This window comes from Halomonas sp. MCCC 1A13316, assembly GCF_014931605.1.
GTDB lineage: Bacteria > Pseudomonadota > Gammaproteobacteria > Pseudomonadales > Halomonadaceae > Halomonas.
In genome coordinates this window covers 3,617,103-3,643,619 of record NZ_CP053382.1, presented here as the reverse complement: position 1 = coordinate 3,643,619, position 26,517 = coordinate 3,617,103, and the positions used below count along the sequence as shown (strand labels likewise).

The 26,517-nt window shown below is 66.1% G+C and carries 20 protein-coding genes and 1 pseudogene; 7 read left to right on the top strand and 14 right to left on the bottom strand.

Annotated features, from left to right (window positions below):
- Positions 1-2 precede the first annotated feature (2 nt).
- From recD to recC, 3 genes are read right to left on the bottom strand one after another with little or no spacing between them, the layout of a single operon-like run.
- Positions 3-2,435 carry an exodeoxyribonuclease V subunit alpha gene (gene recD / locus HNO52_RS16770; RefSeq protein ID WP_197566377.1) on the bottom strand — a complete coding sequence of 811 codons (2,433 nt, stop codon included), beginning with the start codon at positions 2,433-2,435 and terminating at the stop codon, positions 3-5.
- Positions 2,432-6,223: an exodeoxyribonuclease V subunit beta gene (gene recB / locus HNO52_RS16765; RefSeq protein WP_197566376.1), complete on the bottom strand. Its 3,792-nt coding sequence runs from the start codon at positions 6,221-6,223 to the stop codon at positions 2,432-2,434. Before recB ends, recD begins: the two co-directional genes overlap by 4 nt.
- Positions 6,220-9,852, bottom strand: a complete 3,633-nt coding sequence (gene recC, locus HNO52_RS16760; RefSeq protein ID WP_197566375.1) for an exodeoxyribonuclease V subunit gamma — start codon at positions 9,850-9,852, stop codon at positions 6,220-6,222. Before recC ends, recB begins: the two co-directional genes overlap by 4 nt.
- Before the next feature lie 147 nt (positions 9,853-9,999).
- Between recC and HNO52_RS16755 the strand changes: the two genes are divergently transcribed.
- The 4 genes from HNO52_RS16755 to HNO52_RS16740 all read left to right on the top strand — a co-directional run bounded on the left by HNO52_RS16755 (position 10,000) and on the right by HNO52_RS16740 (position 12,080).
- Positions 10,000-10,401, top strand: a complete 402-nt coding sequence (locus tag HNO52_RS16755; protein ID WP_197566374.1) for an MbcA/ParS/Xre antitoxin family protein — start codon at positions 10,000-10,002, stop codon at positions 10,399-10,401.
- Positions 10,398-11,087, top strand: coding sequence for an RES family NAD+ phosphorylase (locus HNO52_RS16750; protein ID WP_197566373.1), 690 nt, complete (start codon positions 10,398-10,400; stop codon positions 11,085-11,087). The genes HNO52_RS16755 and HNO52_RS16750 overlap by 4 nt, the downstream gene beginning before the upstream one ends.
- Before the next feature lie 106 nt (positions 11,088-11,193).
- Positions 11,194-11,469, top strand: coding sequence for a 5'-nucleotidase (locus HNO52_RS16745; RefSeq protein WP_197566372.1), 276 nt, complete (start codon positions 11,194-11,196; stop codon positions 11,467-11,469).
- Complete coding sequence (locus HNO52_RS16740; RefSeq protein WP_197566371.1) at positions 11,466-12,080, top strand: flavin reductase family protein; 615 nt, start codon at positions 11,466-11,468, stop codon at positions 12,078-12,080. Before HNO52_RS16745 ends, HNO52_RS16740 begins: the two co-directional genes overlap by 4 nt.
- Before the next feature lie 47 nt (positions 12,081-12,127).
- On the opposite strand, the gene HNO52_RS16735 is transcribed toward HNO52_RS16740, so the two are convergent.
- Both HNO52_RS16735 and HNO52_RS16730 read right to left on the bottom strand, forming a co-directional pair.
- On the bottom strand, positions 12,128-12,616 hold the full coding sequence (locus HNO52_RS16735; RefSeq protein ID WP_197566370.1) for a helix-turn-helix domain-containing protein: 489 nt from the start codon (positions 12,614-12,616) through the stop codon (positions 12,128-12,130).
- Between the two features lie 261 nt (positions 12,617-12,877).
- Complete coding sequence (locus HNO52_RS16730) at positions 12,878-13,159, bottom strand: EF-hand domain-containing protein (protein WP_197566369.1); 282 nt, start codon at positions 13,157-13,159, stop codon at positions 12,878-12,880.
- A 331-nt stretch (positions 13,160-13,490) separates the two neighbouring features.
- On the opposite strand from HNO52_RS16730, the gene HNO52_RS16725 reads away from it, so the two are divergent.
- On the top strand, positions 13,491-14,918 hold the full coding sequence (locus HNO52_RS16725) for an amidase (RefSeq protein WP_197566368.1): 1,428 nt from the start codon (positions 13,491-13,493) through the stop codon (positions 14,916-14,918).
- A gap of 8 nt (positions 14,919-14,926) precedes the next feature.
- Here HNO52_RS16725 and HNO52_RS16720 read toward each other — a convergent pair whose 3' ends face one another.
- The 8 genes and pseudogenes from HNO52_RS16720 to dctP all read right to left on the bottom strand — a co-directional run bounded on the left by HNO52_RS16720 (position 14,927) and on the right by dctP (position 23,102).
- Positions 14,927-15,505 carry an SHOCT domain-containing protein gene (locus HNO52_RS16720; protein ID WP_197566367.1) on the bottom strand — a complete coding sequence of 193 codons (579 nt, stop codon included), beginning with the start codon at positions 15,503-15,505 and terminating at the stop codon, positions 14,927-14,929.
- 11 nt (positions 15,506-15,516) lie between these two features.
- On the bottom strand, positions 15,517-16,119 hold the full coding sequence (locus HNO52_RS16715) for a 2-hydroxychromene-2-carboxylate isomerase (protein WP_197566366.1): 603 nt from the start codon (positions 16,117-16,119) through the stop codon (positions 15,517-15,519).
- Between the two features lie 97 nt (positions 16,120-16,216).
- On the bottom strand, positions 16,217-17,140 hold the full coding sequence (locus HNO52_RS16710) for a siderophore-interacting protein (RefSeq protein ID WP_197566365.1): 924 nt from the start codon (positions 17,138-17,140) through the stop codon (positions 16,217-16,219).
- A gap of 134 nt (positions 17,141-17,274) precedes the next feature.
- Positions 17,275-18,792 (bottom strand): malonate--CoA ligase, encoded by a 1,518-nt coding sequence (locus HNO52_RS16705; RefSeq protein ID WP_197566364.1) that lies wholly within the window; start codon positions 18,790-18,792, stop codon positions 17,275-17,277.
- Positions 18,789-20,168 (bottom strand): malonyl-CoA decarboxylase, encoded by a 1,380-nt coding sequence (locus tag HNO52_RS16700; RefSeq protein ID WP_197566363.1) that lies wholly within the window; start codon positions 20,166-20,168, stop codon positions 18,789-18,791. The genes HNO52_RS16705 and HNO52_RS16700 overlap by 4 nt, the downstream gene beginning before the upstream one ends.
- A 13-nt stretch (positions 20,169-20,181) precedes the next feature.
- A pseudogene (locus HNO52_RS16695) lies at positions 20,182-21,518 on the bottom strand (TRAP transporter large permease).
- A gap of 1 nt (position 21,519) precedes the next feature.
- Positions 21,520-22,041 (bottom strand): TRAP transporter small permease subunit, encoded by a 522-nt coding sequence (locus HNO52_RS16690; RefSeq protein WP_197566362.1) that lies wholly within the window; start codon positions 22,039-22,041, stop codon positions 21,520-21,522.
- Between the two features lie 65 nt (positions 22,042-22,106).
- Positions 22,107-23,102 (bottom strand): TRAP transporter substrate-binding protein DctP, encoded by a 996-nt coding sequence (gene dctP, locus HNO52_RS16685; RefSeq protein WP_197566361.1) that lies wholly within the window; start codon positions 23,100-23,102, stop codon positions 22,107-22,109.
- A gap of 171 nt (positions 23,103-23,273) precedes the next feature.
- Here dctP and HNO52_RS16680 point away from each other — a divergent pair, with 171 nt between their 5' ends.
- Both HNO52_RS16680 and HNO52_RS16675 read left to right on the top strand, forming a co-directional pair.
- Positions 23,274-23,957, top strand: a complete 684-nt coding sequence (locus tag HNO52_RS16680; RefSeq protein ID WP_197566360.1) for a GntR family transcriptional regulator — start codon at positions 23,274-23,276, stop codon at positions 23,955-23,957.
- A gap of 78 nt (positions 23,958-24,035) precedes the next feature.
- Positions 24,036-25,514, top strand: coding sequence for a protein adenylyltransferase SelO (locus HNO52_RS16675; RefSeq protein ID WP_197566359.1), 1,479 nt, complete (start codon positions 24,036-24,038; stop codon positions 25,512-25,514).
- A gap of 4 nt (positions 25,515-25,518) precedes the next feature.
- On the opposite strand, the gene HNO52_RS16670 is transcribed toward HNO52_RS16675, so the two are convergent.
- Entirely contained in the window at positions 25,519-26,421 is a 903-nt protein-coding gene (locus HNO52_RS16670; protein WP_197566358.1) for a LysR family transcriptional regulator, read from the bottom strand.
- Between the last annotated feature and the right edge of the window lie 96 nt (positions 26,422-26,517).

Sequence of the window (26,517 nt, the reverse complement as noted above, 5' to 3'; positions counted from 1 at the left end):
TATTACAACCTCCCCAACCCACTCACCCTGACCACCTCCCTCGTCACCGCTTCATCCAGCATGCCGCGCCCCGTCTCCACCAGCGTGAGCCAGTCCCGTGCGCGGGTGATGCCGGTGTAGACCAGCTCGCGGGTGAGGATGGGGTTGGGGGCGTCGGGGAGCAGCAGGGCGGTGTGAGTGAATTCAGAGCCCTGGGATTTGTGTACCGTCATGGCGAACACGGTCTCCACCGCCTGCAGGCGGCTGGGCAGCACCCACTTGATGTTACCGCTGCCGTCGCTGGCCGGGAAGGCGACGCGTAGCAGGGTGCTGCCGGGCGAATCAATGACGCTGCGGGCTTCGGGTACGGCGAGGGTGATGCCGATATCGCCGTTCATCAGCCCCAGGCCGTAGTCGTTGCGGGTGACGAGCACCGGGCGGCCTTCGAACCAGCCCTGTTCCAGCTCCAGGTCGCTGGCCTTGAGCCAGTCGGCGCGGCGCAGCGCGCGGCCGATGCGCGGGTTCAGTCCTTGTATGCCCCAGGGGCCTTTCCGGAGGGCGCACAGCAACTGGAAGTGGCCGTGGGCGGCGAGCACCTGGCGCGCCCAGTCGTCATAGGGCTGGCGGGCTTCGCCTTCGCCGAAGTAGGGCTGCGCGGGGCGCGCTGATTTCATCACTTCCAGGTAGTGGCTGTAGCCGACCGGCGGGGCGATGGGTTCGCCGCGGCGGTCGTGTCGGCCTTCACCGCTGTTGGCGAAACCGGCCGGGTTGCCGTTTACCACCAGGCGGTCCAGCGCCGGATCGTCGGCGTCCGCCAGGGCGAGGCGGGCGATATCGGCGTAATCCTTCTGGAAGATCTGGCGTACGGCGCGTTTCTTTTCCTTCTGACCATGATCGGAACCAAGTGGGCGATTGACCGCCTCGGCGAGCTGGCCGATGCCGCTTTTCGCATCGAAGCGGTGGCTTACCCGCAGCATGGCGATGGCCTGGTCCAGCGGCTGCCCTGCTTCGTCGCAGTATCGTTCGGGTATCGGCATGCCGATCACGCGTTCCAGCCAGTCGCAGGTGGCCGGGGTGTAGTGGCCGCCTTCGGCGCGCTGGCACAGGTCGCCGAGTACGGCGCCGGCTTCCACCGAGGCGAGCTGGTCCTTGTCGCCGAGCAGGATCAGCCGCGCCCTGGGCGGCAGGGCGGTGAGCACGGCGGCCATCATCTCGATATCCACCATCGAGGCTTCGTCGATCACCAGGGCGTCCAGCGCCAGCGGGTTGCCGGCGTGGTGGCGAAAGTGGCGAGTGTCCGGTCGCGAGCCCAGCAGGCGGTGCAGCGTGGTGACTTCGGTGGGAATGCTGTTTTGGAGCAGCGCTACTGCGCTCGACGATACGGCGTTGGAGTCCTCCTCAAACTGCTCATTTACGTCCCGTAAACTCCGCGTTTTCGTCGGGCTCCGCCTTGTCTCGTCTTCGCTCGCTACGCGCTCAAGCTGAGCGGTAAGACCTGTCGCATCGACCAGGCCCTCTAGCTTGAGCGCATTCACCTGCTTGGCGATGGATTCGTTGAGCCGTGCGGCGGCCTTGCCGGTGGGGGCGGCCAGGCGGATGCGCAGCGGGCGCGGGGCACCTGAGCCGGGTTGTGTGGTTTCGCCCAGGGCCAGCGCCTGGATCAGGGCGAGCAGCTTGACCACGGTAGTGGTCTTGCCGGTACCTGGGCCGCCGGTGATCACCGCGAAGCGAGAGCGGCTGGCCAGTGCACAGGCGGCCTGCTGCCAGTCGAGCGCATGGCTTTGGGGAAACAGTGCGGCCAGCGCCCGGGGCAGGGTGGCGGTGTCGGCTTCTGCCTGAGCGGGAGCCTCGAGCCGGGAACCGATCAGCCCGCGAATGTCCTGCTCGTACTGCCAGTAGCGACGTAGGTAGAGCCGCACGTTGCCGTCGTGTTCGCTGCGCACCAGCGGAGTGTTGCCTGGACCACTACCGTCGGCCACCAGGGCGGGGTGGTTCAGGGCGTCGCGCCAGGTGGCGAGTTCCAGCCCTGCCAGCAGGTCGCTGGGCAGCGGTGGCGGGTCGCTCAGGTCGTCGCCTTCCGGCGGTAGCGAGAGCGCCAAGTCGGGAGCGGCCAAGGTCTGGGCGAGGTCGAGGCAAACATGGCCGCGGCCCAGCTGATGGCTGGCAAGGGCGGCGGCGAGCAGCAGCAGGGGAGGGGCGTCGCTCACCTCGCGCTGGAAGAAGCTGGCCAGCGCGCGGTCCAGCGCGCGCAGCCAGCTGCGCTCCACCCAGCGGTCGAGCAGGGCGAACAGCGCTTGGGTGTCGTGAAGCGCGGTTTTTACGTTGCCCTGCGCGGCTTGGGGCAGTTCCGGCTTGGCAGGTTCGCTCTTGTCGGGTGCGTCGCCTGCTGATTCCTCACCGAGATCGGCGAACAGGTCGGGGGTGGCGTCGTCGTGGTGCTTGCTGCGCTTGCTCATGCCGGCGCCTCCGTTGCCTGGGTGGCGGCGCTCGCCGCTCGGGCGTCGCCCTGGAACAGCGCGTCCATCGCTTCGATCAATTGGCGCGGGGGGCGCTCGGCGTGCACGCCGCGGCTCTCGGCATTGGCGCCACGCAGGAAGACGGTAAGCGAGCCACCGATGTGGCGGTCGTAGTCGTACTCCGGCAGGCGCGCCTTGAGCAGCCGGTGCAGGGCTAGCAGGTAGAGCGCGTACTGCAGGTCGTAGCGTTTCTCGGCCACCGCCTGGCGCATCGCCTCGGGGCTGTAGGCGCTGTCGTCCGGCCCCAGGTGGTTCGATTTCCAGTCGGCCACGTAGTAGCGCCCTTCGTGCTCGAACACCAGATCGATGAAGCCCTTGAGCATGCCGTTGAGGGTGTCGGCATCCAGCGCGGGGCGCGGCAGGCTGGCGCCTGAGCTGCCATCCGGGCTGGGGAGTGTGTAAGCACTTACGAGGGCGTCCAGCCGGCGGGTGTCGACCTGGCGCGAGGCGAACCAGAACTCCATCTCCACCTGGTAGCTCGTCAGCGTTTCGAGCGTAAGGCTGCCCGCGCCATTGGGCAGCGGCAGCGGGGCGGCGAGCAGGGTGCCGAACCAGGCGTGCAGGGTATTCAGCCACGGCTGCCAGCCGCGCACCTGGCAGCGCCGGGCCAGGGTCTCCTCGCGCAGGGCGGGGTCGCGGGCAACGCGGGCAAAGCCGTGCTCGCCGGCCCACTCGAGAATGCCATGTAGAAACGTACCGGGCTCGGGCCCGCGGGGAAACCTGTGCAGAGAGGGCAGCGGTTCGCTCTGGCCGCTGTCGTGCGGCTCTTCGATCACTTCCAACGCCGTGGCTTCCATGGCGGTGGCCGGCTCGGGCAGGTTGCCGTTTCGCTGCGCTTCGCTTTCATGCGGGCTCGGCGGTAAGTCAGCCCTTACTGGGGCGCTTACCATTTCTCCCGAGAGGCGCAGCGCTGAATAGCTGGCGATCCACCATTGCTCGCGGGCGGGGCGCATGGGTGTGCGTGCTTCGCCGAGGCTGGTCTCTCGTTCTGTCTGGGTGACGATCTGGGCGTGGGCCGATGGCGCCGGGGCGATCTCGATGGCGGCGCAGTCGCTCTTGAGCTGGGTGAGCGCACTGGCGAAACCTGTCGGGCTCAACGGCTCGCCGTTGGCCAGCAATTGGCCGATGGCGCTGCCTTCGCCGCCCTTGAGCGGCGCCATGCCGAGCCAGGTAGCGTGGCGCGCACGGGTCAGGGCTACGTAGAGCTTACGCAGGTCCTCGCCCAGGCGTTCGCGGTCGACGGTGGCCAGGGTCTCCTCGTCGGCCTCCAGGCTGATGCGCAGCCGGCCTTCGGCGTCGTGCCAGCGCAGCGGCGAGTCGTCCTTCTTCGTCGGGCGGTGGCTACAGATGAAGGGCAGGAACACCAGCGGGTACTCCAGCCCCTTGGACTTGTGAATGGTGATGACCTGCACCAGGTCGGCATCGCTCTCCAGGCGCAGCTTGTGGGTGTCGCCCTGGCCTTCGGGGTGGGCGATGGATTCGGCGAGAAAGCGGATCAGTGCGTGCTCGCCGTCGAGCTCCTGGCTGGCGTGCTGCAACAGTTCGCCTAAGTGAAGGAGATCCGTTAGGAAGCGCTCACCCTCGCTGACGGGCCCGCTCGAAAGCAGCCGCGTGGCCACGTCGAAGTCGTGGATGATCTTGCGCACCAGCGGCAGCACGCCCTGGCGCTGCCATAGGCGATGGTAGTCGCGGAACTGCAGTACGCGGCTTTCCCAGGCCAGCTCATCCTCGTTCAACCGATCCAAGGTGGCGATATCGAGCCCCAGCACCGGGGAGGCCAGGGCGGTGCGCAGCAATCTGTCATCCTCGGGTTCGGCACAGGCACGCAGCCAGGCGTCGAGCTGGGCAGCGACCGGCGAGGCGAACACCTTGTCCTTGTCGGAGAGGTAGACGCTCTTCACCCCGCGCCGGGCCAGCGCCTGGCGAATCGCCCGCGCCTCGCCCAGGCCGTTGACCAGCACCGCCATATCGGAGGGCTTGAGTGGCTTGAAGGTGCTTTCACCCTGGAAGCCAGTTCGCTCCGCTTGCCCCTCGTTGAGCAGTTCGACCATATAGGAGGCGCAGCGCTCGGCCATCACGCCGTGATAGGCGGTCTTGGAGAGCGGCTCGTCGCTATCGAGCTGCCACAGGGTCATGGCCGGCAACGGGGTGCCCTGGCGGGTGAGTGAGTCCTTGCGCCCTTTCGCGCCGACGGGCAGAAACGGTACGGGGTTTCCCTGGGGCGAGTTGAACAAAAACGCACCGGGCGGGTGCGCCTCGGCGAATGCGAAGCAGCGGTTCACCGATTCGACCATCTCGCTGCTGGAGCGGAAGTTGGTGCCCAGGGTGACGTGGCGGCCTTGGGTGTCGCGGCGGGCGCGCAGGTAGGTGTAGATGTCGGCGCCGCGGAAGGCATAGATCGCCTGCTTGGGGTCGCCGATCAGGAAGACTCCACACTCGCGGCGGTTTTCGCGGATGCGGTATACGCAGTCGAAGATGCGGTACTGCACCGGGTCGGTGTCCTGGAATTCATCAACCAGGGCGACCGGGAACTGGCGGCGGATCTGTGCGCCCAGCGCCTCGCAGTTGGGGCCGGTGAGCGCACGGTCGAGGTGCGTGAGCAGCTCGTTGGGGCCCATTTCGGCACGGCGTTCCTGCTCGCGGTCGAGCCGCGCGCGGCACCAGTGCACGGCATGAGTAAGCAAGTCGGCGTAGGGGTCGGGCAGGGCGCGAAGTTCGTCCTGCAGTGCTTCCAGTGCGGCCAGCGCCGGGTGGTTCGGCGGCTCGCCCTTGAGCCAGATATCGGCCATGCCCTGGGGCGTGAGGCGCTTCCAGGCGGCATCGGTCAGGCCTGGCCAGGTGGCCTCGCCTTGGCACCATTCGCGCAGCGCGCCGAGCCAGTTGGCACGGCTCTTGGCGTTGAAGCTCTGGCCCTTGAAGGCCTTCTGCTGGGCGGCTTCCTCGAACAGCGCCTCGCACTCGTCCAACCATGCGGGCCAGGGGGCCTTGAGCTGGGCCAGGCGCTCGACGGTTTCATGCTGGGCGTTGGCGACCGTTTCGGCGGGGGGCGGGGCGCCCTTGTTCAGCGCTTCCGCTTCGGGCATCAGCCCGCGCACGGCAGTGTGCAGCTGTTCGGGCGTGCTCCAGTGGCGCACCACGGTGGCCAACTCGTCGAGGTTCAGCGGGTAGTAGAAGCTGCGCCAGTAGTCGCGCACCACGTCGAGTTCCAGCTCGGTCTGGTCGTTTTCCAGGTCGAGCGAGAACAGGCTGCCGCTGTCGAAGGCGTGCTCGCGCAGCATGCGGTAGCACCAGCTGTGGATGGTGGAGACGGCGGCCTCGTCCATCCATTCGGCGGCGAGCTGCAGGCGCCGGGCGCAGGCGGGCCAAGTGGCGGGATCGTATTGATCACGCAGTGCTAGTAGCAGCGGATCTTGTTGTGTCGGGGCTGATCCGGCGTCAGCCTTGGGAGCCGCTTCTTTTAGGAAGACATCTGCAGCTTCCACCAGCCTCGCGCGAATCCTCTCGCGCAGCTCCTGGGTAGCGGCATTGGTGAAGGTAACGACAAGGATCTCGGGCGGCGTGAGCGGGCGCTCGAATGCGGCGTCGTCGGCCTCCGAGCGGGCGCCGAGAACCAGGCGCACGTAGAGCAGGGCGATGGTGAAGGTCTTGCCCGTTCCCGCACTCGCCTCGATCAGGCGACTGCCGTGCAGAGGAAAATCGAGCGGATTCAGTTGAGAGACGTCGCTCATGCCTGGCTCCCCGTTGTCTTCCCTCTTCCTTCTTTGCCCTTCCCTTCTTCTTTCTTGTCGCCTTTGACGGCCAGGTGCACCGGGGCGAGCAGGCGTTCGGTGAGTTCGGCAAAGCCGAGCTTGTCCTGGCGGGCTTCATACAGGGCGGTGAAACTCGGCCAGCGGTGGGCGAGGTAGGCGTTGCGACCCGCCTCGCCGGCGTTGAAGTCGTCGCCGTAGTAGGTGCTGGCGGCGGCGCGCCAGGCGTCGCTGTCGCGCTCGGTGTCAGGCGTTCCCAGCTTGCTCAGCCAGACGAAGGCGGTGTCACAGGCGAGCGGTAGCGGCACCTGCATGCCGGCCTGCCAGGTCTTGAGGATCTCTCGCAGGTGCCCACGGGCGGCTTCCGGGTCGAGCGGCGGCAGGGTGACGTGGCCGGCCTTGGAGATCAGCAGTGTGGTCATGGGCTTGTCGTTCAGGTGCCCGGCCAGGTGCGCGACCCAGTGGCGCAGGATGTGCGACCAGCGGTACTTGCCTTTCTTGACCAAGCTGCTGCTGGTGAGCACCAGGCGGCAGCGCTCGCCTGATTCGCTCACGCGCAGCTCATCGAGCCAATCCTCAATAGGTGGAGCCCCGGGCATGCTGAGCTGCACCGGCTCGGGCTCGTCGATGGCATGGGGCCACGTTTCCAGGGCTTCCTCGTAGGCTTCGAACAGCGCTTCCATCGGTTCTGTGAGCTGTTCGCGCATGCGCTCACCGAAGGCGCCCATGGCCAGTACGCCTTGGCCCTGCAGGCGGTCGAGGGTGTCGAGCATGGCGGGCATGCGCTCGCGGCCTTCGTCTACGGCGCGGCGCTGCTCGCGAATCAGCAGATCCTGCAGCTGCCAGTTGGCGAGGCCGTCAAGGTCGAAGGGTTCGTTGTCGAGGCTGACGATGTCTTCGCGCTCAAGAAAGATCTTGAGGCGGGTGGTGAAGAAGGCGCGGGCCGGGTCGCGCAGAAAATTGCCGAGCTGGATAAGCGTCAGCGGGCTCTCTTGTTTGAATTCACCCAGTTCAAGGGGCGCCTCCTCCGCAGCCACTTCACCATGCACAGCGCGCCATTCGTGGGCGTAGGTGAACAGTCGCCGGGCCGCCACGTCGCGCTCGGTTTGCTGCGCTTCGGTGGGGAAGTAGGTGCGACTGAACGGCTGCAGCGGGTGCTCGGTGGTAAGAGCGTCGAGCAGGCCGCTGCCGTCGCGTTCTTCATTGTCTGCGATGTGCCAGCCGGCCTGGAGGTGGTCGCGCAGCTGGCCGACCAGCACCGAGGGCGGTTTCTCGCTGTTGTCGACGATGCTGCGTCCCACCCAACTGACGTAGAGCTGCTCGCGGGCGGAGAGCAGCGCTTCGAGGAACAGGTAGCGGTCGTCCTCGCGGCGCGAGCGGTCGCCGGGGCGGTAGTCGCCGTTCATCAGGTCGAAATCCATCGGCGGCTGGCTGCGCGGGTAGTCGCCGTCGTTCATGCCCAGCAGGCAGACGCGCTTGAAGGGGATGGCGCGCATCGGCATCAGCGTGGCGAAGTTCACCGCGCCGGCCATGAAGCGCTGCGACAGGCTCGGCTCGTCGATCTGCCCCAGCCAGTGCTCGCGTACCACGGACAGCGGAAGCTCGCGGGTCAGTCCGGCCTCCTCGGCGCTCTCCTGCCACTCCTGCAGCTTCTGTTCGAGCTGGGCCAGCATCAGGCTGTCTTCGGGGGCGTCGGTGAGAAAGCTCGCTTCAAGCAGGTCGCGCAGGCGCTGCACCCAGCCGCTCACGTCGGAAGGTTCGCGCAGGCTGCGCCACTGTGTTTCCAACGTTTCCAGCAGCGCGGCCAGGGGGCCAGCCAGCGCCGCCTCCAGCCCGCCGATGTCGTCGAAGGGTTCGATGCCCTGCCACGGGCCGCTGGTGGCCTCGCCCACGGCGTAGCCCAGCAGCAGCCGGCGCAGGCCGAAGGCCCAGGTGTTCTGCTCCATGCCGGCGGGCAGGTCGAGGCTGCCGCGCTGGCCGGCGTTGAGTCCCCAGCGGATGCCGGCGCCCTCGATCCAGCGGCGCAGGGTGGGTACGTCGTCTTCCTGGATGCCGAAGCGTGCGCGCAGGGCGGGGACGTCGAGCAGGTCGAGCAGGTCGCTCACCGAGAGGCGCAGCTCCGGCAGGCGCAGCAGCTTCTCCAGCGCGATCAGCAGCGGCAGGCGGTGGCGGCTGCCCTGGTCGGAGAGCGTGAAGGGGATGTAGCGCGGGTCGTCGCGTTCCAACTGGCCGAAAACCGCTTGCACGTGCGGGGCGTAGTGGTCGATGTCCGGCACCATCACGATGATGTCGCGCGGCTTGAGATTCGGGTCGGCGCTGTAGGCGGCGAGCAGCTGGTCGTGCAGTATCTCCACTTCGCGCTGGGGGCTGTGGGCGGCATGGAAGACGATGGAGTCGTCGCGGCTCGAGTCCACCGCCGGCCAGGTCTCGCGGGTCTCGTGCAGCGGACGCAGCTCACGGATGTCGTCCTGCAATTGCTGTAGCAGGCAGCCTTCCCCTTCGCGAACGAAGGGCTCGAACAGGTCGATGCGCAGCGAATCGGCAGTGAACAGGCGCTCGTACTGCTGGGCGTCGTCGTGCTCGTCGAGCAGGCGCAGGTAGTCGCGGCCCTGCTTGCCCCAGGCGGCCAGCAGCGGCTGGGCGTACAGGTGAAGACTCTCTTCGCCATCTCCATCGCCGAGCACGTCGAGCCGGGCGGGCATGCCCTGCTTGCGCTGTTGGCGGTAGCGCGCGGCGCGGAGCAGGTCCTTGTGCTCGATGATGTCGGCCCAGTAGTGCTGGCAGGGGTTGTGCACGCACAGCACCACCTGGCTGCAGCGGGCCACGGCGGCCAGCGCTTCCAGCGCCTGCTGAGGCAGCGAGGAGATGCCGAACACCATCACCCGCCGCGGCAGGCCGGCGGGGCGGTTGTCGCAATCGAGCGAGCGTGAGGCCTCGAGAAAACGCCGGTGCACCATGGCGCGGCTGGAGGCTACGCCGTCGTCGCCTACGTCCTCGATCAGTGCGCGCCACAGGGCGGGCTGCCAGCGCTGGGTGTGGGGAAGCGCCTGGGCCTGGCCGCGAGCGGAGACCAGCACGTCCTCGCCGCGGGCCCAGGCCTCGAGCCAGTCGGCGCGGTACACCTGGTATTGGTCGAGCAGGTCGGCCAGCCGCTCGGCAAGCTGGTGGTGTTTGCGCAAGTCGCTGTCGCCTTCGAGGAAGCGGCGCAGCGGGGCGAATTCGTCGCGCGGCATCAATTCCGGCAACAGGCGCAGCAGCCGCCAGATCAGGTGCGACTTGTCGAAGGGCGAGGTCGCCGGCACCGCGTTGAGGTCGCCTTCCACGTGGTTGAGCACGGCGCGGTAGGCCTGCCACAGGAAGCGCGCCGGCAGGGTGACGTCGAGCGCGGCGGCGATGCCGCTGCCACTATCGGCCTCGTCGGCGGCCAGCGCCAGCTTCATCCACTGGCCGATGCCGTTGCTCTGCACCAGGATCGTCTCGTTCTCCAGCGGCGCGAGCGGGTGGCGCTTCATCCACTCCACCGCCACGCCGCGCAGATCCTCCAGGCGGTTGCCGTGAACGACCATGAAGCCGGGGGTGAGGGTATTCTCCTGGGGGGAGGCGAACGGCATGGCGGGTCCTTGCTCAGGAAATCTGGCGAGCCCTCATGGTGCCGTAAAACATAAGGCGGATAAACGCGTCGATGAGACCAGATCCGTATAAGAATTAAAAGTTATCTATAATCCACATGTGAATCGTTGTATTGCAGGAGCAATTCCATGAACGCAGAACAGCTGCCCGAGCGCCCCGATACGGCCAGCCCCGAAGCCGGTCGCGTCGCATTGAAGTTCTTCTTCAACATCATGCAGCTGTGGGGTTGTTCACCGGCCCAACAGCGCATACTGCTGGGCGGCATCGGTAATACCACCTACCACAAGTACAAGAAGCTTCCCCAGGTGCGGCTGCCCCACGACACCCTGGAGCGAATCTCCTACCTCATGGGGATTCACAAGGCGCTGCGTATCCTCTTCAGCAGCAGCCCCGACAAGGCCTACGAGTGGGTGCACAAGGCGAATACCGCAGCGCCATTCAATGGCCAGTCGGCACTCGAGTACATGCTGCACGGGCGCGTCGTCGACCTGGCTGACACCCGTCGCTATCTGGATGGCGTTCGGGGGTGAGCGGGCCGGCGACCTACCTGCCGGCGTGGCGCAATGCTTATCGCATCATCAACAGCGCCTACCCGCCCATCGCCGTGTTCGAGGACACTCTGGATGCCGAAGACCTGGAATTGGCCTTCGCGATAGAGGCGATGACCAACGACAGATTGCTCGAGGAGGCCGGGCAGTTGAACCGTGTGCCGCCCCATGATCGGGTTGCGGGGCCCGGCTCCTCTCCCATCATGGCGTCCTTTACCCATATCGGCCGGCCATCGCGATTCACCGACGGCAGCTACGGAGTCTACTACTGCGCAAGTACGCTGGATGCGGCCATCGCCGAAACCTGCTTTCACATGGCCGAGTTTCTGGCGGCAACCCGTGAGGGCAGCGTCGAGATCACCATGAGCACCTACATCAACACGATCACCCAGGCGCTGCATGACGTGCGTGAAGGGTATCCCGAGCTGCACGACCCGGACCCGGGCACTTATCCCCAGGGGCAGGCGTTCGCTTCGCGCCTGAGAGCGGAAGGGGCGTGGGGCATTCTCTACCACAGCGTCAGGCAGCCGGGGCACGAGTGCGCAGCGGTATTCCGACCGCCGGCGCTGAGCATCCCCGTGCAGGGTCCGCATTTCCGCTATGTGTGGGATGGCAAGGCGCAGAGGGTTACCCATGTACTGGAGGTTTTCGAGCATCGGATGGACTGAGCCGAGGGCTGGGTCGCGCTGAGCCAGGCGGCTTGCGCTTGTCTGGCCGAAAGCTCTGAGGCATGGTCTGGAGAGCGTGCGTTGCACTTCTCCCTCAAGGAAGACCATGGCCTACGATCTCAGCGAACGCCTGGTAATCGGGGTGGCATCCAGCGCCCTGTTCGATCTGGCCGAATCCGACCGGGTCTTTCGCGATCAGGGGGAGGCGTCCTATCGCATCTACCAGCACATAACGAGAACGTTCCACTCGGTACCGGCGTTGCCTTCCCCTTCATCAAGCGTCTGCTGTCATTGCGGCGGGGCTGGCGCTGACGCATTGAGCGGTTCCGCGACGGGTGTAGGATGGAAGGCCGTCACCGAATGCAACAAGGGCTGCCCATGAGCGACTATCTGCTGGAAGAGGCACCGCTGAGCAGCGGGGCCATCTATCGCCTGTTCTGTGGGGCGATCTGCCCGCGGCCCATCGCCTGGGTCTCGACCCAGGATCTCGACGGCAACACCAACCTGGCGCCGTTCTCCTTTTTCAACGTGGTCAGCGTGGCGCCGCCGGTGCTGGGCTTCTCGCCGCTGCTCAACGGCGAAGGCCAGCCCAAGGACACCATCCGCAACCTGGAGCAGGTGCCGGAGTGCGTGGTGCACATCAGCGGCGAAGCGCTGGTGGAAGCGCTGAACGCCACCAGCGCCAGCCTGCCGGCGGGGGAGGACGAATTCGCCCTGGCGGGGCTGGAGAAGCTGGCCATGCCGGGGCTGTCGGTGCCGCGGGTGGCGGCTGCCCCGGTGGCCTTCGGCTGCCGGCTGCGTGAGATCTTGCGCTTCGGTGATCAGCCCATGGCGGGCTGCCTGGTGCTGGCCGAGGTGATCTCGATCCACATCGACGATGCCATCTGGAACGGGCGTCACGTGAGCGTCGAGGCGCTCAAGCCCATCGGGCGCATGGCGGGCAGCGACTATGCCCGTACGACCGACCTGTTCGGGATGGAAAGGCCGACATAGCGGGGCGTGGCATTGGCTGCGGCGACAAGCAGGCCGGGGCTGCCAGCTCAGTCCAACGGGCCTTGGGCGTGCAGGCGCCGCCAGTTCTGCGGGGTGTTGCCCAGTCGGCGGTGGAAGTGCCGGGTGAAGTGTGACTGGTCGTAGAAGCCGCATTCATGCGCGATCCAGGACAGCGGTTCATCACTGGCCAACATCATGTCGCAGGCCCGGGCCAGGCGGCGTCGGGTCACGTAGGCGAGCGGCGGCTCGCCGAAGCTCTGCTTGAACGCGTGTGAAAAATGACTGAGGCTCAGACGCGCTTCCTGCGCGAGTTCCTTTACGTGGATCGACGCATCAAGGTGCGCATCGACGAAGGTGACCACGCGTTTGATCTGCCAATTGACCAGCCCGCCATGAAGACTTGACTCCGGCTGTGTTTCCAATGACGCCTGACTGAGCAGTAGAAGGGCCTGGGCGAGGCTGGCATGTGCCGAAAGTTGGTCGCGGGTCAAGGCTGCATCCGCGTCATCAAGCAGTTCAACCAGTCGTTCTCGCATCTCGAGAAATGATCTCGGTGCCTCGGGAAGCCTGGACGTAAGCGGGGGCATCACATCGCTCCGATAGAGTCGGAAGTCCTGGGTGCGGCTGGATGTCAACGTCGCTCGGAGGGCTTGGCCTGGGTTAACGCACCCCATAAGTATAGGCCACCACCATCGAGGCCCAGCGCTTCCCCGATGCTGCGAGCGGGATGGAAAATCTCACCAGTTATCAACGCGAGTGGCCAGGCACTCGCGTTGCCGGGGGGCTGGAACAAGCCATTAGTTCGGGTGATAGTCATGCTCCTGACGATTGAGAAATCCGTCGCGGTTGCGGTCCAGTTCCCAGAATGAATCGAGCAGAGACACCTGAGCGGTCTCGGCAGGTGACAGCCGACCGTCGCGGTCGCTATCCAGCTCGTCGAAACTGCGTTTGAGCAACGGTGTCGTGCTGCCGGTGGCCCGGGTCATCAGGGGCCCATCCTCGGGAGAAGGACGATCGGCGAACGCCGCGCCCGGAATGATGGCCAGCGCTAACAAGAGCGCGAGCACGCGAAGTTTCATGGTATTGCCTCCTATCATGTGCCGGTGGGTGATCGAGTCGGTATGCCGAACTCGTCGACTTCATGATGAGAGGTAGCCACCGGCGTGGCTTGCCCAGGCATGCGGCGGTTTGCACGTTTCTGCTGTCTTCGCGCGGTCGTAGCGAATCGCCAGACAGGTACCGTCAATGCTAGAGCGACTATCCTCTGGAAGAGGCGCCGCTGAGCAGCGGGCCAACTATCGGCGGTTCTGCGGACGACTTGCCGCGCCTAAGCCAACACGTCTTGACGATGCAGGATCGCATCCCGTGCCGCCTCAGTTGCCGGGGCACGGCCACAAAGGAAGTGACATCATGAACAAGCGTTCTTCGCCCCAGGACCCGGGCCGTTCGCAGAATCTCTGGCGGCAGTCGGCCACGACATTAGCGGCTCTCATTCGAACCGGGGAAGTCTCGAGCCGCGAGGTGATCGATGCGCATCTGGCGCGGATCGAGGCGGTCAATCCGGCGCTCAATGCCGTCACCGTCATGCTGCAGACGTCGGCCCGTGAGGCGGCGGGCGCGGCGGATGCACGTCGCAAAAAAATGGGGGAACGCGATCTACCGCCCCTGCACGGGGTGCCGATTACGGTAAAGGAGAATATCGATTGCCTCGGCACCCCGACCACTTTCGGCCTGGCAGCAAACGCCAATGCGTTGCCACAGCAGAATGCCCCGGTGGTCGAGCGGATGCGCGCCGCCGGCGCCATTCCCATAGGGCGCACCAACATGCCGGAAATGGGCCTGCGGGTCTCCACCAGTAACCCGTTCAGGGGACTGACGCGCAATCCGTGGAACGCACAGCTGACCGCGGGGGGCAGCAGTGGTGGCGAAGGCTCGGCCGTGGCGTCCGGTATGTCGCCGCTCGGCATCGGCAATGACATCGGTGGGTCACTGAGAAATCCTGCGTTCTGCTGCGGTGTCGCGGCATTGAAGCCGACCCAGGGGCGCGTTCCCTTCGGTGGCGCCGGCGACGGTTACCTGAGTGCCCAGGTGATGCTGACCGATGGCCCCATCGCTCGCAGCGTGGCCGATCTCAGGCTCGTGCTGGGGCAGGTCCACGGGCAGCACGTGCGCGACCCTCGCTCGGTCACGGTGGCACTGGAAGGCCCGCGAGTCCCGCGTCGTGTTGCCATGGTGACATCGCTGCCCGGCACAGTTATCGAGCCGGCCATCATCGCCAGCGTACGGGCGGCAGGCGAAGCGCTTGCGGCGGCCGGTTATCAGGTGGAGGAGGCGATACCGCCGGAAATCGAGCTGATCAACCATCTCTGGACGCAATTCCAGATGTCCGACCTGAGTCTCACGGCCGAGTCGATGCGCCCCGTGCTCAGCGCCGAGGCCGCCATGCTCATGGATGCCCTTATCGCCAGGATCGATCCGACCGTGACGCATGCCGCGCTGCATCAGGAGCGTTCGCGCCTCGGCCGGGCCTGGGCGGCATTCTTTGCGGAGTATCCGATCGTTCTGGGGCCGGTATGGCCATCGGCACCGTTCGTGCACGATGCCGATGTCGCAACGCCCGCCGGCAGTGATCTGATGCTGGACATGCAGTGGTTCGTGACTCCGGCCAATCTGCTCGGCTTCCCCGCTGTGGTGGTGCCGACCCGGCCGATCGACAACGCACCGATGACCGTTCAGCTGTATGCCGACCGCTTTCGCGATGACTTGGTGCTGAAGGCTGCTGAGGTCATCGAGGCCGCATTCGGGCCGTGCACGCCGTTAGATCCTTTCGTGCTCTAAAGCGCTTTCTAGTTCGGCGGGCGCCTGTCGGTGGATATGACCGGCAGGCTCGCCAGGTCGACTTGCCCGTGCTGGCTGATCAGCGTAAACCGGCTCCGGCTTCCCTGCTGCTGGGCAAACCCACCGATGCGATGGTCGAGGGTGTCATAGACCTGGATGGCCTCTTCGGTCTGCACGACGAGGCGTCGAGCCTGGGCAAAGTAGGCATAGCGCAAGCCGTTCTGTTCGCCGGTCGCGTTGGGTGCGCCGAGTTCCGCCGGCCACCAGGCGGTGTTATCTTCCGCGAGGGGCCAGCCCGGCTGCGGAGCAACCATCTCACCCGCTTTCTCACCTATCATATCCCCGATTTCGTGGCATAGCGCATCCACGCGAGCGTTCAAGGCATGGTTGAAAGGATCGCTCAGCATCAGCATGCCGCCCTGCATCCATTGGCCGGGGCCGCCGAACTCGGGATGCGAGAACATCGCCATCTGGCCATTACCGTCGGCCACGGCCGATACCATGTGGGCAATGGCGTCGCGACTGAAATCGTGGCGCTCGACGAGGTCGTCGACGAGGGCGAGTCCCTGGGGGCTGAGTGAAGGCATGACGGTTCGACTCACAGCTCGCCGGCCAGCTTCTTTTCCACCAGGTCGAGTCGGTCCTGGCCCCAGAATGGCTCCCCTTCGACGTCGTACCAGGGAACGCCGAAGCAGCCGGCGCCAATAGCCTGTTCGCAGGCATCCTCGAGGCGCTGATGGCCCGGCTCTTCTTCCGACTCTTGCAGCAACGCCTTGCCATCCAGTCCGCAGGCGTCGGCGATCTCGCCCAGCGTGGCGAGGTCGGCAATGTCGCGCTCCTCGGCCCAGCAGGCCCGAAGTATGGCCAGCGTCAGCTCGGCGATGTCGTGGCCCCGGGCCTTGGCGGTCAGCGCCAGGCGCGCCGCCGGGCGATCGTCGGCAGGGAAAAACTTCGGTTCCACGTTGAGCGGCACGCCCAGTAGGCGCGGCCAGCGTCGCAGCTCCGCCAGGCGATAGGCCTGGCGTTCGGGTGCGCGCTTGGGCAGCGGCAGCCCGCCCGTCCTGGGGAAGACCGCGCTGACCGTGACCGGCACGTAGTCGATCGTGGCACCGTGGCGGGCGGCGATCTCGCCGAGACGGGCATGGCCCAGGTAGGTCCAGGGCGAGACCGGGCTGAAGTAGTAGGTAATGCACTTGGGCATAAAGGACTCCTAGCTTCCGTTCCTACGGTTTCATGAGGCTAGCTCGCCCGCGTCCGGGTGTCTTGTTTTTACCTTTATCGTGAGGCGTGCGGGGCGCTCAGCCCAGCACTTTGCCCTCGCGCCAGTAACCCATGCTGCTGACATAGCGCTTGGGCAGCCCGCATTCGTTGACCAGGTAGCGTCGGATGCCCAGGGCCACTTTGCTTTCGGCGGCGATCCAGGCGTAGAAGGGGGCGCCGTCGTCGGCCGTTGCGGCTTCCCAGAGCAGCTCATCGCCCGGCTCGTCATGGGCTTCGACGACCTCGGGCTTGCCGCCCAGGTGGGCGACCTCGGCGCGCAGGTCGATGTCGCGCACGGCGCGCAGCAGCCGCTCGCCATGGGCGCAGCCGGACGTGGTATCGCGCGGCAGCCAGCTGACCTTGGCCGACGCAGGAAGTGCCTGGGCATCGCCGCCCAGCGGTACTTCGATCAGGGCTTCCACCTGCGGGCGATCGGCATGCACGGCGAGCTCTTCCAGAATGCCGGCAGCCGCCGGCAGGGCGGTTTCGTCGGCCACCACCAGGATTCGCTTCACGCCGCGGGGCGGTTTCCATTCGTAGCCCACGCCGGCGTTCTCCACGTCAGCGGTCGGAGCAGTCATGGCCAGACGCTCGCCCGGCCGGGCATGCATGGCCCAGCGCGAGGCGGGGCCTTTGTCGCCGTGCAGCACGAATTCGACGTCGACCTCGCCCTGCGCTGCTCGTAGTTCGCGAATGGTGTAGGTGCGCATCGGCGGGCGCAGGTCGTCGGGCAGGGCGCGATAGGCCGCGTACCAGTCATCGGGCTCGCCTGCTATGCAGGAGAACAGGGCATCGAGACTGCCGCTCTCGGTGGTAAAGAACAGCTTGATGCGTTGATCCGGCGCGTAGGTGGCCATGCGCGATACATCGGGGCCGGTGAAGGTGAACCTGACCAGCGAAGGGCTGACCTGGGTCCGGCGGGAAAGGGTGATGTCGAAAACTCGATAGCTCTGCTTGGCCATGGCGCCGTGACTCCGCTTGAGATGGCAGCAGGCTAGCATTCACGATAATCATTCTCAATATAATTGCGCCGCTGGGTGCAGCCTGCGGCGCGGCCGGCTGGTGTTCCGGCCGGCCGCGCCTGGTGTGGCTTACGTCAGCGATAGGTGTCCTGGTAGCGCTTGCGCAGCTCGTTCTTCTGCACCTTGCCCATGGTGTTGCGCGGCAAGGACTCGGCAAAGAACACCCGCTTGGGCTGCTTGTACTTCGCCAGACGCCCTTCTAGATGATCGAGTACCTGCTGTTCCTTGAGCGCGGCGCCCGGCTCCGGCACCACCACGGCGGTTACGCCCTCGCCGAAGTCGGGATGCGGTAGGCCGATCACTGCCGACTCCACCACGCCCTCCAGCTCGTCGATGACCTGCTCGACCTCCTTGGGGTAGACGTTGTAGCCGCCGGAGATCACCAGGTCCTTGTCGCGACCGACGATGTGCACGTAGCCCTGCTCGTCGGTCATGGCCAGGTCGCCGGTGATGAAGAAGCCGTCCTCGAGCAGTTCCTCGCGGGTCTTCTCGGGCATGCGCCAGTAGCCGATGAAGACGTTGGGGCCGCGGATCTCGAGCATGCCGATTTCGCCCTGCGGCACCACTTCGTGGGTCTCGCGATCGGTAATGCGATACTCCACCCCCGGCAGCGGCATGCCCACGGTGCCGGCACGGCGCTCGCCGTCGTAGGGGTTGGAGAGGTTCATGTTGGTCTCGGTCATGCCGTAGCGCTCAAGAATGGCGTGTCCCGTTCTGGCCTGGAAGGCCTGGTGGGTCTCGGCGGTGAGCGGCGCCGAGCCGGAGACGAACAGGCGCATGTTGGCGGTAGCCTCGGGCGTGAGCCGCTCGTCCGCCACCAGGCGGGTGTAGAAGGTCGGTACGCCCATCAGTACCGTGCCGCGGGGCAACTCTTCGAAGATCACGTTGGCATCGAACTTGGCCAGGAACAGCATGCTCGAACCGGTCATCAGGGTGACGTTGCAGCCGACGAACAGGCCGTGGGTATGAAAGATCGGCAGCGCATGTATCAGGCGGTCCTCGGCGCTGAAGCGCCAGGCCTCCTTCAGCGTGGCGGCGTTGGAGCCCAGGTTGCGGTGGGTCAGCATGGCGCCCTTGGAGCGCCCGGTGGTGCCCGAGGTGTAGAGGATCGCCGCCAGATCGTCGTCTTCGCGCGGCTCGATACCCTTGTACGGCTCGGCCCGCTCGGCGCGCGCCATCAGGCCGCCGTCGGCATCGGTGCCGAGCGTTTCAACCGCCGGACAGCCGCTCTCTCTGGCCACCTCGCGCGCCTCCTCGAGGGCGGCGGGGCGACACACGAACAGCGCCGGCTCGGCGTCGGTCAGGAAGTAGCGGATTTCGTCGGCGGTATAGCCGGTATTGAGCGGCAGGTAGACGCCGCCCATGCGCAGGCAGGCGAGGTAGAGCAGGATCGCCTCGGGGCTCTTGTCGACCTGCACCGCGACCCGGTCGCCGGGGGCCACGCCCAGCTCGACCAGGGCACCGGCCAGGCGGGCGCTGGCCTCCAGGGTGTCGCGATAGGAGTAGCGGCGGCCTTCGCGGGTGGTGATGAAATCGGCATCGCCGCGGTCGCGCATGCGGGCGGCGAAGGTTTCGAAGAGGTTGTGACTCATTTGGCAGGCTCTCCCTTGGCCATTTTCCGGGCGCGGCGATTGAGATCGCGGACTTCATTGGAGCAGACCACGGTGGCGTTGGCGGTGTAGTTCTCATGATTGCGCTCGATGTCGTCGAGCACGTAGAGATAGTTGACCATGAGGCCGGCGGCCTGCTTCACGCCCTTGAGCGAAGTGTCGCCGAGCCAGTTGATGCGATGCAGCTCGGCGCCGTTGCCCAGATGGAAGCGTGCCACCGGGTTGAGCGGCAGGCCGCGTGAGTTCTTCTCCTCGACCAGGTAGCGGGCCGCAAGCGGCTTGACCACGGCCTTGAGGCGTTCGCTCTGGGCCGGGTCGAGATGCCAGTCGGGGGCATCGAGTTCGTGCAGCACCTGGCTCAGCTCGTCGGGCAGCGCGTCGTCGTTGCGTTGCTCGGCGAGCCAGTGGGCGAAGCCCGGCACCGGCGACAGCGTGACGAAGTGCTTGAGCTGCGGCAGCTCCAGCTTGAGCTCCTGCACTACCTGCTTGATCAGGAAATTGCCGAAGGAGATGCCGCGCAGGCCGGTCTGGCAGTTGCTGATGCCGAAGAAGGCGGCGGCGTCGGCGGCCTCGGGGTCGTCGATGCTGCGCTCGCCGGCACTTTCGCCGGACAGGATGGGCTGGATGCGGTCGGGCAGGCCCTTGCACAACGCCACCTCGACGAAGATCAGCGGCTCGTCGCCGATGGCGGGGTGGAAGAAGGCGAAGCAGCGGCGGTCGCGGGCGTCGAGGCGTCGGCGCAGGTCGTCCCAGTCGCGGATCTCATGTACTGCTTCGTAGCGAATGATCTTTTCCAGGATCGAGGCCGGGGTATTCCAGTCGATGCGCTTGAGCATCAGAAAGCCGCGGTTGAACCAGGAACCGAACAGGTGGGCGAAGTCGGCGTCGATGGCGCCCAGCTCCTGCCTGCCTTCTGCGTCCCGGTCGCGCAACCGGGCCAGCAGCCCCTCGCGTATGCGCACCAGTTCGTAAGTGCCGTTGCTGGCCAGGTTGAGACGCCGGAACAGCTCCTGTCGGCGCGGCTCGCAGGCATCGAACAGGGCGTGCAGGCTCGGGTTATCGCGGCGTTCGCGATAAGCCTCGTAGGCCGCGTCGATACGCCCCGGGTCGGCGGCGAATTCGTTGGCCAGCCCCTCGAAGAAGCGGGTGCGTTCGTCTTCCGTCAGCCGGTTGTACATGGATAGCGCGCGGCTGGCCAGGCTGATGCTCGAAGCCTCGCCGTCGCTTTCCAGCAGCGCCCGGCAGGCCGCCAGCATCTGGGCGTGGTCGGGCGCGGTAAGCTCGCCCTGCCGGCGCCAGAGCCGGGCATCGCGCTGGGTGATGCTGTTGAACAGCTCCTGCAGGAAAGTCATGTTCATGATTCCACTCTCTTCAGCCCATGATCAGGTTGGGTAGCCACAAGGCAATGCCCGGGAAGAAGCACAGCAGGACGATGGCCAGCACCATGCATAGCGCGTAAGGCAGGCTCCCCATCAGAATGTCGCGCAGCGAAATGTCCGGCGCGATGCCCTTGATGATGAACAGGTTCAAACCCACTGGCGGGGTGATCAGGCCGATCTCCAGGTTGATGGTCAGGATCACCGCGAACCAGTAGGGGTCGAAGTTGGCGGACAGGATGATCGGCAGCAGGATCGGCGCGGTCATCACGATCACCGCCACCGGCGGCAGGAAGAAGCCGGCGACCAGCAGGAACAGGTTGATCACGCCCATCAGCACCCAGCGGTTGACCTCCAGGTCGGCGATGGCGCCGGCCACGGTCTGGGTGATGAACAGCGAGGAGAGCGCGTAGGCAAACACCTCGGCGCAGGCGATCACCAGCATGATCATCACGCTCTCGCGCAGCGAGTCGCGCATGATCAGCTTGAGCGGCCCCAATTGCCACATGCGGTAGATGATGATGGCCAGTGCCAGGCACAGGAAGGCGCCCACCCCCGCCGCTTCGGAGGGCGTGGCCACGCCGCCGTAGAGCGCGAACAGGATGCCCACCACCACGGCGAGGAAGGGCAGCACGCGGATCAGCGCCTTGATGTTGGTGTCGACGTTGGCCTTGACGGTCTCTTTCATCTGGCTGGCGGCCTGGGCCAGCGGGTTGGCGTAGCCTCCTGCCATCCGGCAGGCGATCACCGTCCAGATCATGAACAGCCCCGCCAGCATGAAGCCCGGCACCACGCCGGCAATGAACAGCCGACCGATCGACGTCTCGCTGGCGATGCCGTAGATGATCATGGTCACCGAGGGCGGGATCAGGATGCCCAAGGTGCCGCCGGCGGCGATGCAACCGGCGGCGACGCCGTCGGGGTAGCCGCGCGAGCGCATCTCGGGAATACCCATCTTGCCGATGGCGGCACAGGTGGCCGGCGAGGAGCCGGAGAGGGCGGCGAAGATCGAGCAGGCGCCGATGTTGGATACCGCCAGGCCCGCGCAGGCAGGCGGCCCATCCACAGGTCCAGCGAACGGTAAAGATCGCGGCCGGTCGGCGACGATGCTACCGCCGCGCCCATCAGGATGAACATGGGAATGGCAACGAAGCCGAACTCGGCGATGCGTTCGAAGAAGGTTTCGCCGAAGTAGGTGAGTTCAGGCAGCCCTCGGTCGTAGAGCAGGGCGAGCAGCGAGACGCCGCCCAGGGCGAAGGCGATGGGCGTGCCGATGGCCATCAGCACGACGAGACCGACGGCGACGATGATGCCTAGGGTAATGGGATCCATGTCACTTCTCTCCGCGCAGTATTTCGGCGACGTACTGCAGCGTCAGCAGGGTCGTGCCCACGGCGACGGGGATCAGCGCCGGCCACAGCGGCGGGTTCCATACCGTGCCGGTGGTCCACTGGCCGTGCCAGGCCTCGGCGGTGTAGAGCCAGCTGCCGTAAGTCAGCGCCGCGCAGAAAGCCAGGCCGAACAGCGAGGCGATCCACAGCATGATCCGTCGACCGATGCCGCCCATCAGGTCGGGCAAGATGGTGATGGCAACGTGGCCGCCGGTCATGAGCACGTAGGCGCTGCCCATGAGCATGGCGCCCGTTACTGAAAACACGGTGAACTCGGTCTGCCAACTGGTACTCATGCCTAGCACGTAGCGCACGAAGACCATGTGGCAGATGGCCATCACGCCGGCAATGAACATGGCGGCAGCCAGGTAGGCGGCGAAGCGTGAAACGCCGTCCGTCAGGCGAATGTAGCCCGCGACGAGCGGCAAGCGCCTGGCAAGAGGTGGGGTATTGGCCATGGCCATGTCGTCCTCCCGGAGTCAGGGGCACCGGCCGCTGTGGCCGGTGCCGATGGCTGAACGAATCCGCTTCACTCGACGGCCAGGGCGGCGTCGATGAGGGCCTGTCCGTTGGGGACGTTCTCGGCGAAGTTCTTGTAGGAACTCTGCTTGGCGATCTCCAGCCAGGCGTTGTAATCCGCCTCGCTCATGCTGACGACCTCGACGCCGTTCTCGCTAAAGGCGTCGACCATCTGCTGGTCGAGGCCGGCGGCCTCGGCGGCGAAGAACTCCTCGGCGGCCTGGGCGGCCTCCGTCAGGGCCTGCTGCTGCTCCTCATTGAGACCCTGCCAGACCTGCTCGGAGATCAGGATCGGCTCGTACATGAACCACAGGGCGTGTTCGCCGGGTTCGGTCAGGCAGTCGACCTGTTCGTAGATGCGGTACGAGACGAAGGACATCGACGAGGTATTGGCGGCGTCCAGCACGCCGGTTTGCAGCGCGGTGTAGATCTCGGAGGAGGGCATCGAGGCGATCGACGCGCCGGCGGTTTCCAGCATCTGCTCGAAGGCGGGGCCGGCGGCGCGGAAGGTCTGGCCGTCGACGCTCTCGGGCGAGGTGATGCAGTTCTCGGTGGAGGCGAAGCCACCGGCCAGCCAGGCGTCCGCCAGCACGCGAGCGCCGCCTTCCTGGATCACCTCCTTGATCATGCCCATGAACTCGGAATCGTTGAGGCGCTGAGCGTGCTCATGGTTGCGCACCAGGCCGGGCATCAGGGTGGCGGAGAACTCGGGGTGTCGGCCACTGGCGTAATCGAGCGGCAGGGCGGTAATGTCGAGGCGACCGCGAGACAGGGCCGCCCACTGCTCTTTAGCCTTGAACAGCGACTGGCCGGGATAGACCTCGATCTTCAGATCGACATCGGCTTCGGCGACCTTGTCGGCCATCAGCTGGACCATCTCGTCGCGTACGTCACCCTGTCCGCCGGGGAACTGGTGCGAGGCGCGAAGGACGGTTTCGGCAGAGGCGGCACCGCTGAAAGCGAGGGCCAGGCCTACGGCGAGAGGAGTGAGGATGTGGCGTTGCATTTGGCGTCTCCACGGGTTGTTCTTATGTAGTAGAAAGGGTTTTGTGATGTTTATCAGACGAGCTGATGTATACTTCAATAGCGCTTACGTATACGCTTGTCAAATCCGTTACAGTAAAAAGACGCGAAAAACGGCCGTTCTCAAGATGCCGTGTAAGGAAGGAGGGTGACCATGACCAGCCCCAAGCGCTCCAGTGCACAGCGCCTGCGCGATTCCCTGGAGAACGCCATCATCAATGGCCGCCTGGCGCCGGGCGAGCGGCTCGACCCCGAGGCGCTGGGTCGCGAGTTCAACGTCTCGCGCACGCCGGTACGCGAGGCGATCCAGCAGCTCGTGGCCAGCGGGCTGGTCACGGTCACGCCGAAAAAGGGCACCTTCGTGGCGCGAGTGGGCATCGACCAGCTGATCGAGATGTTCGAGGTCATGGCCGAACTCGAAGGCATGTGCGGTCGCCTGGCGGCACGGCGCATCAACGATGCGGAGCTCGCCGAGCTGCGCGGGGCGCTGGAGCGCTGCGAGGCCGCTGCCCTGGCCGGCGATACCGACGAGTACTACTACGAGAACGAGGCCTTCCACGACTGCATCTATCGCGCCAGCCACAATGGCTTTCTGCTGGGCGAGGCACGCCAGCTCAAGCAACGACTCAAGCCGTACCGGCGCTTGCAGCTGCAGGTGCGCCAGCGCATGCACAGTTCTCTACGCGAACACCGGGCCGTGGTGGCGGCCATCGAAGCCGGCGATCCGGAAGCGGCGGAGCATGCCTTGCGTGACCACGTGCTGATCCAGGGCGAACGCTTCAGCGACTTCGTGGCCAGCATTCGTGAGTTCGAAAAACCCGCCACGGCCACCGGCTAGGGCGCGACGGCGCCGCCGCGCTCGATTTTCGCCCTCCGCGCGCCTACAGTGACGGGCATGAACGTCAGTGGAGTCGCCATGTTTCCCCCTTTTACCCTTCGCTACGCTCGCCTGCCGGAACGTTTCTTCGAACGCTTCGAACCGGTACCCGTGCGTGAGCCGCATCTGATCGCCTTCAACCAGCCGTTGGCTGAGACACTCGGCTTCGATCTTGCCGTCTTCGATACCGAAGAGGTAGCGGGATGGTTTTCCGGCAACGTGGTGCCGCGTGGTTCGGAACCGCTGGCGCAGGCCTATGCCGGGCACCAGTTCGGCGGCTTCGTGCCGCGGCTGGGCGATGGCCGCGCGGTGCTGCTGGGCGAGGTGACCGACCGCGACGGCCGGCTGCGTGACATCCAGCTCAAGGGCGCAGGGCGTACGCCGTTCTCCCGCGGTGGCGACGGTCGTTCACCGCTAGGGCCGGTGCTGCGCGAGTACCTGGTCAGCGAAGCGATGCACGCCATGGGCATTCCCTCTACCCGCGCGCTTGCTGCGGTGACCACCGGCGAACGGGTGGTGCGCGGCATCCCCGAGCCGGGGGCCATCCTCACCCGGGTGGCCGCCAGCCACATCCGCGTGGGCACCTTCCAGTATTTCGCCGCCCGCGGTGACTTCGAGGGCGTGCGCGAACTGGCCGACCACACCATCGAGCGCCACTATCCGGAGCTCGCCAAGCGTGAGGGCGGCGAGCGCTACCTGGGGCTGCTGGAAGCGGTGCAGGCGCGCCAGGCGGCGCTGATCGCCAAGTGGATGGGGGTGGGCTTCATTCACGGGGTGATGAACACCGACAATACCTCGATTTCGGGCGAGACCATCGACTTCGGCCCCTGCGCCTTCATGGAGCAATACGACCCGCAAATGGTGTTCAGTTCCATCGACGAGGGTGGGCGCTACGCCTATTCCAATCAGCCGTGGATCGCCCAGTGGAACCTGGCGCGGCTGGCCGAGACCCTGCTGCCGCTGATCGATGACGATAGCGACCGCGCGATCGAGCGCGCCACCGAGCTGTTGCATCGCTATCCCGGGCAGCACGAGGCCGAATGGCTCGAGGTCATGCGGGCCAAGCTCGGCCTGCAGCAGGCACAGCCAGGGGACAAGGCGCTGGTCGAGGCGCTGCTGGCGTCCATGCATCGTGGTCGTGCCGACTTCACCCTGACCTTCCGCCGCCTGGCGGATGCCGCCGAGAACGCCGAGGCGGAGGCTTCTTTGGTGGCCCTTTTCGAACGCCCCGAGGAAATCGGCGGCTGGCTCGAGGAGTGGCGCAAGCGGCTCGCCCAGGAGCCGCTGCCCGAAGGTGAGCGAACGCATCAGATGCGCCTGACCAACCCCGCCTTCATACCGCGCAACCACCGCGTGCAGCAGGCGCTCACCGCAGCCATGGATGAGAACGACTTCGGTCCCTTTGAGACGCTGCTCGAAATCGTCACCCGGCCCTTCGGCGATCAGCCCGGCTTCGAGGAGTACGCGCGCCCTGCCGAGCCCACCGAGCGGGTTTTCCGCACTTTCTGCGGGACTTGACCGCTCATTTCTCGCCGAGCAGATCGTGCAGCGTGCGGGCCAGCTGCCTGGCGGCCGACACCTCGGCTTCGCCCTGGCGCATCACCAGGTACCAGTTCAGCTGGAGCCCGTTGGCGGTCAGGGCGACGGAGGCCAGCCCGCCTGGCGCCAAGTGCGGTGCGAGGGTCCATGCCGGCAGAATGCTGACGCCCAGGCCGCCGCGTACCAGCGCCAGCACGGCGTCGGTCACCCCGGCGCTGATCACCCGGGCCGGCAGCACGCCGGCGGGGCTGAACAGCTGCTCGTACTCGCGACCTTTTTCGGGCGTGGTGTGGTAGGCGACGTAGGGTTCGGCAGCCACTTCCTCGGCGTCGACCCAGTCGCGCTGGGCCAGGGCATGATCCCAAGGTGCCGCCAGGCGTAGCTCGTCGCGGCGCAGCGAGATGGCCTCGAACCCGATGGGCGGATGATTGCCGGCAACCAGGGCCAGGTCGAGGTGGCCCTGTCGCAGAGCCCGGCAGGGATCCAGCGAGATATCCGGCACGATCTCCACGCCGATGCTTGGATGGCCTTCGGCGAAGGCGGCCAGGCCGTCGGGTAGCCAGTGGTAGCCGCCGCACGCTTCCACGCCCAGACGCACCACCTCTTCGATGCCTACCGACAAGCGATGGATGTCGCGTTCGGTGCGCTCCAGCTCGGCCAGTACACCGCGAGCGGCATGCAGTAGCCGCCTGCCCGCCTGCGTCGGGTTGAGCCGGCGCTGGCCGCGGGCGAACAGCGCAGCGCCCAGCAGGCGTTCCGCCTCCTTGAGCCGGTGGCTCAGGGCCGACTGGGTCAGGCCGAGCTGAACGGCGGCATCGGATACGCTGCCGGCGTCGGCGATGGCCACCATCATCTGCATCTGGCGAATGCTGAGTCGCGTCGTCATATTAATTTATTTCATGAAATGTCGTATTTAAATAAAATTTAAATGCATGGAGGCCCCTCGTAAACTGTTCATAAGCACAACTCGCAGAAACCATTC

What these genes read in the sequence shown, in the direction of transcription:
- HNO52_RS16715 (WP_197566366.1), bottom strand. Translation starts at nt 16,119, where the DNA reads ATGCCCAAGTGCATTACCTACTACTTCAGCCCGGTCTCGCCCTGGACC.
- HNO52_RS16690 (WP_197566362.1), bottom strand. Translation starts at nt 22,041, where the DNA reads ATGGCCATGGCCAATACCCCACCTCTTGCCAGGCGCTTGCCGCTCGTC.
- HNO52_RS16710 (WP_197566365.1), bottom strand. Translation starts at nt 17,140, where the DNA reads ATGGCCAAGCAGAGCTATCGAGTTTTCGACATCACCCTTTCCCGCCGG.
- HNO52_RS16745 (WP_197566372.1), top strand. Translation starts at nt 11,194, where the DNA reads ATGGCCTACGATCTCAGCGAACGCCTGGTAATCGGGGTGGCATCCAGC.
- HNO52_RS16720 (WP_197566367.1), bottom strand. Translation starts at nt 15,505, where the DNA reads ATGCCTTCACTCAGCCCCCAGGGACTCGCCCTCGTCGACGACCTCGTC.
- recB (WP_197566376.1), bottom strand. Translation starts at nt 6,223, where the DNA reads ATGAGCGACGTCTCTCAACTGAATCCGCTCGATTTTCCTCTGCACGGC.
- recD (WP_197566377.1), bottom strand. Translation starts at nt 2,435, where the DNA reads ATGAGCAAGCGCAGCAAGCACCACGACGACGCCACCCCCGACCTGTTC.
- recC (WP_197566375.1), bottom strand. Translation starts at nt 9,852, where the DNA reads ATGCCGTTCGCCTCCCCCCAGGAGAATACCCTCACCCCCGGCTTCATG.
- HNO52_RS16680 (WP_197566360.1), top strand. Translation starts at nt 23,274, where the DNA reads ATGACCAGCCCCAAGCGCTCCAGTGCACAGCGCCTGCGCGATTCCCTG.
- HNO52_RS16700 (WP_197566363.1), bottom strand. Translation starts at nt 20,168, where the DNA reads ATGAACATGACTTTCCTGCAGGAGCTGTTCAACAGCATCACCCAGCGC.
- HNO52_RS16675 (WP_197566359.1), top strand. Translation starts at nt 24,036, where the DNA reads ATGTTTCCCCCTTTTACCCTTCGCTACGCTCGCCTGCCGGAACGTTTC.
- HNO52_RS16735 (WP_197566370.1), bottom strand. Translation starts at nt 12,616, where the DNA reads ATGCGAGAACGACTGGTTGAACTGCTTGATGACGCGGATGCAGCCTTG.
- HNO52_RS16725 (WP_197566368.1), top strand. Translation starts at nt 13,491, where the DNA reads ATGAACAAGCGTTCTTCGCCCCAGGACCCGGGCCGTTCGCAGAATCTC.
- HNO52_RS16755 (WP_197566374.1), top strand. Translation starts at nt 10,000, where the DNA reads ATGAACGCAGAACAGCTGCCCGAGCGCCCCGATACGGCCAGCCCCGAA.
- HNO52_RS16740 (WP_197566371.1), top strand. Translation starts at nt 11,466, where the DNA reads ATGAGCGACTATCTGCTGGAAGAGGCACCGCTGAGCAGCGGGGCCATC.
- HNO52_RS16705 (WP_197566364.1), bottom strand. Translation starts at nt 18,792, where the DNA reads ATGAGTCACAACCTCTTCGAAACCTTCGCCGCCCGCATGCGCGACCGC.
- HNO52_RS16670 (WP_197566358.1), bottom strand. Translation starts at nt 26,421, where the DNA reads ATGACGACGCGACTCAGCATTCGCCAGATGCAGATGATGGTGGCCATC.
- HNO52_RS16730 (WP_197566369.1), bottom strand. Translation starts at nt 13,159, where the DNA reads ATGAAACTTCGCGTGCTCGCGCTCTTGTTAGCGCTGGCCATCATTCCG.
- dctP (WP_197566361.1), bottom strand. Translation starts at nt 23,102, where the DNA reads ATGCAACGCCACATCCTCACTCCTCTCGCCGTAGGCCTGGCCCTCGCT.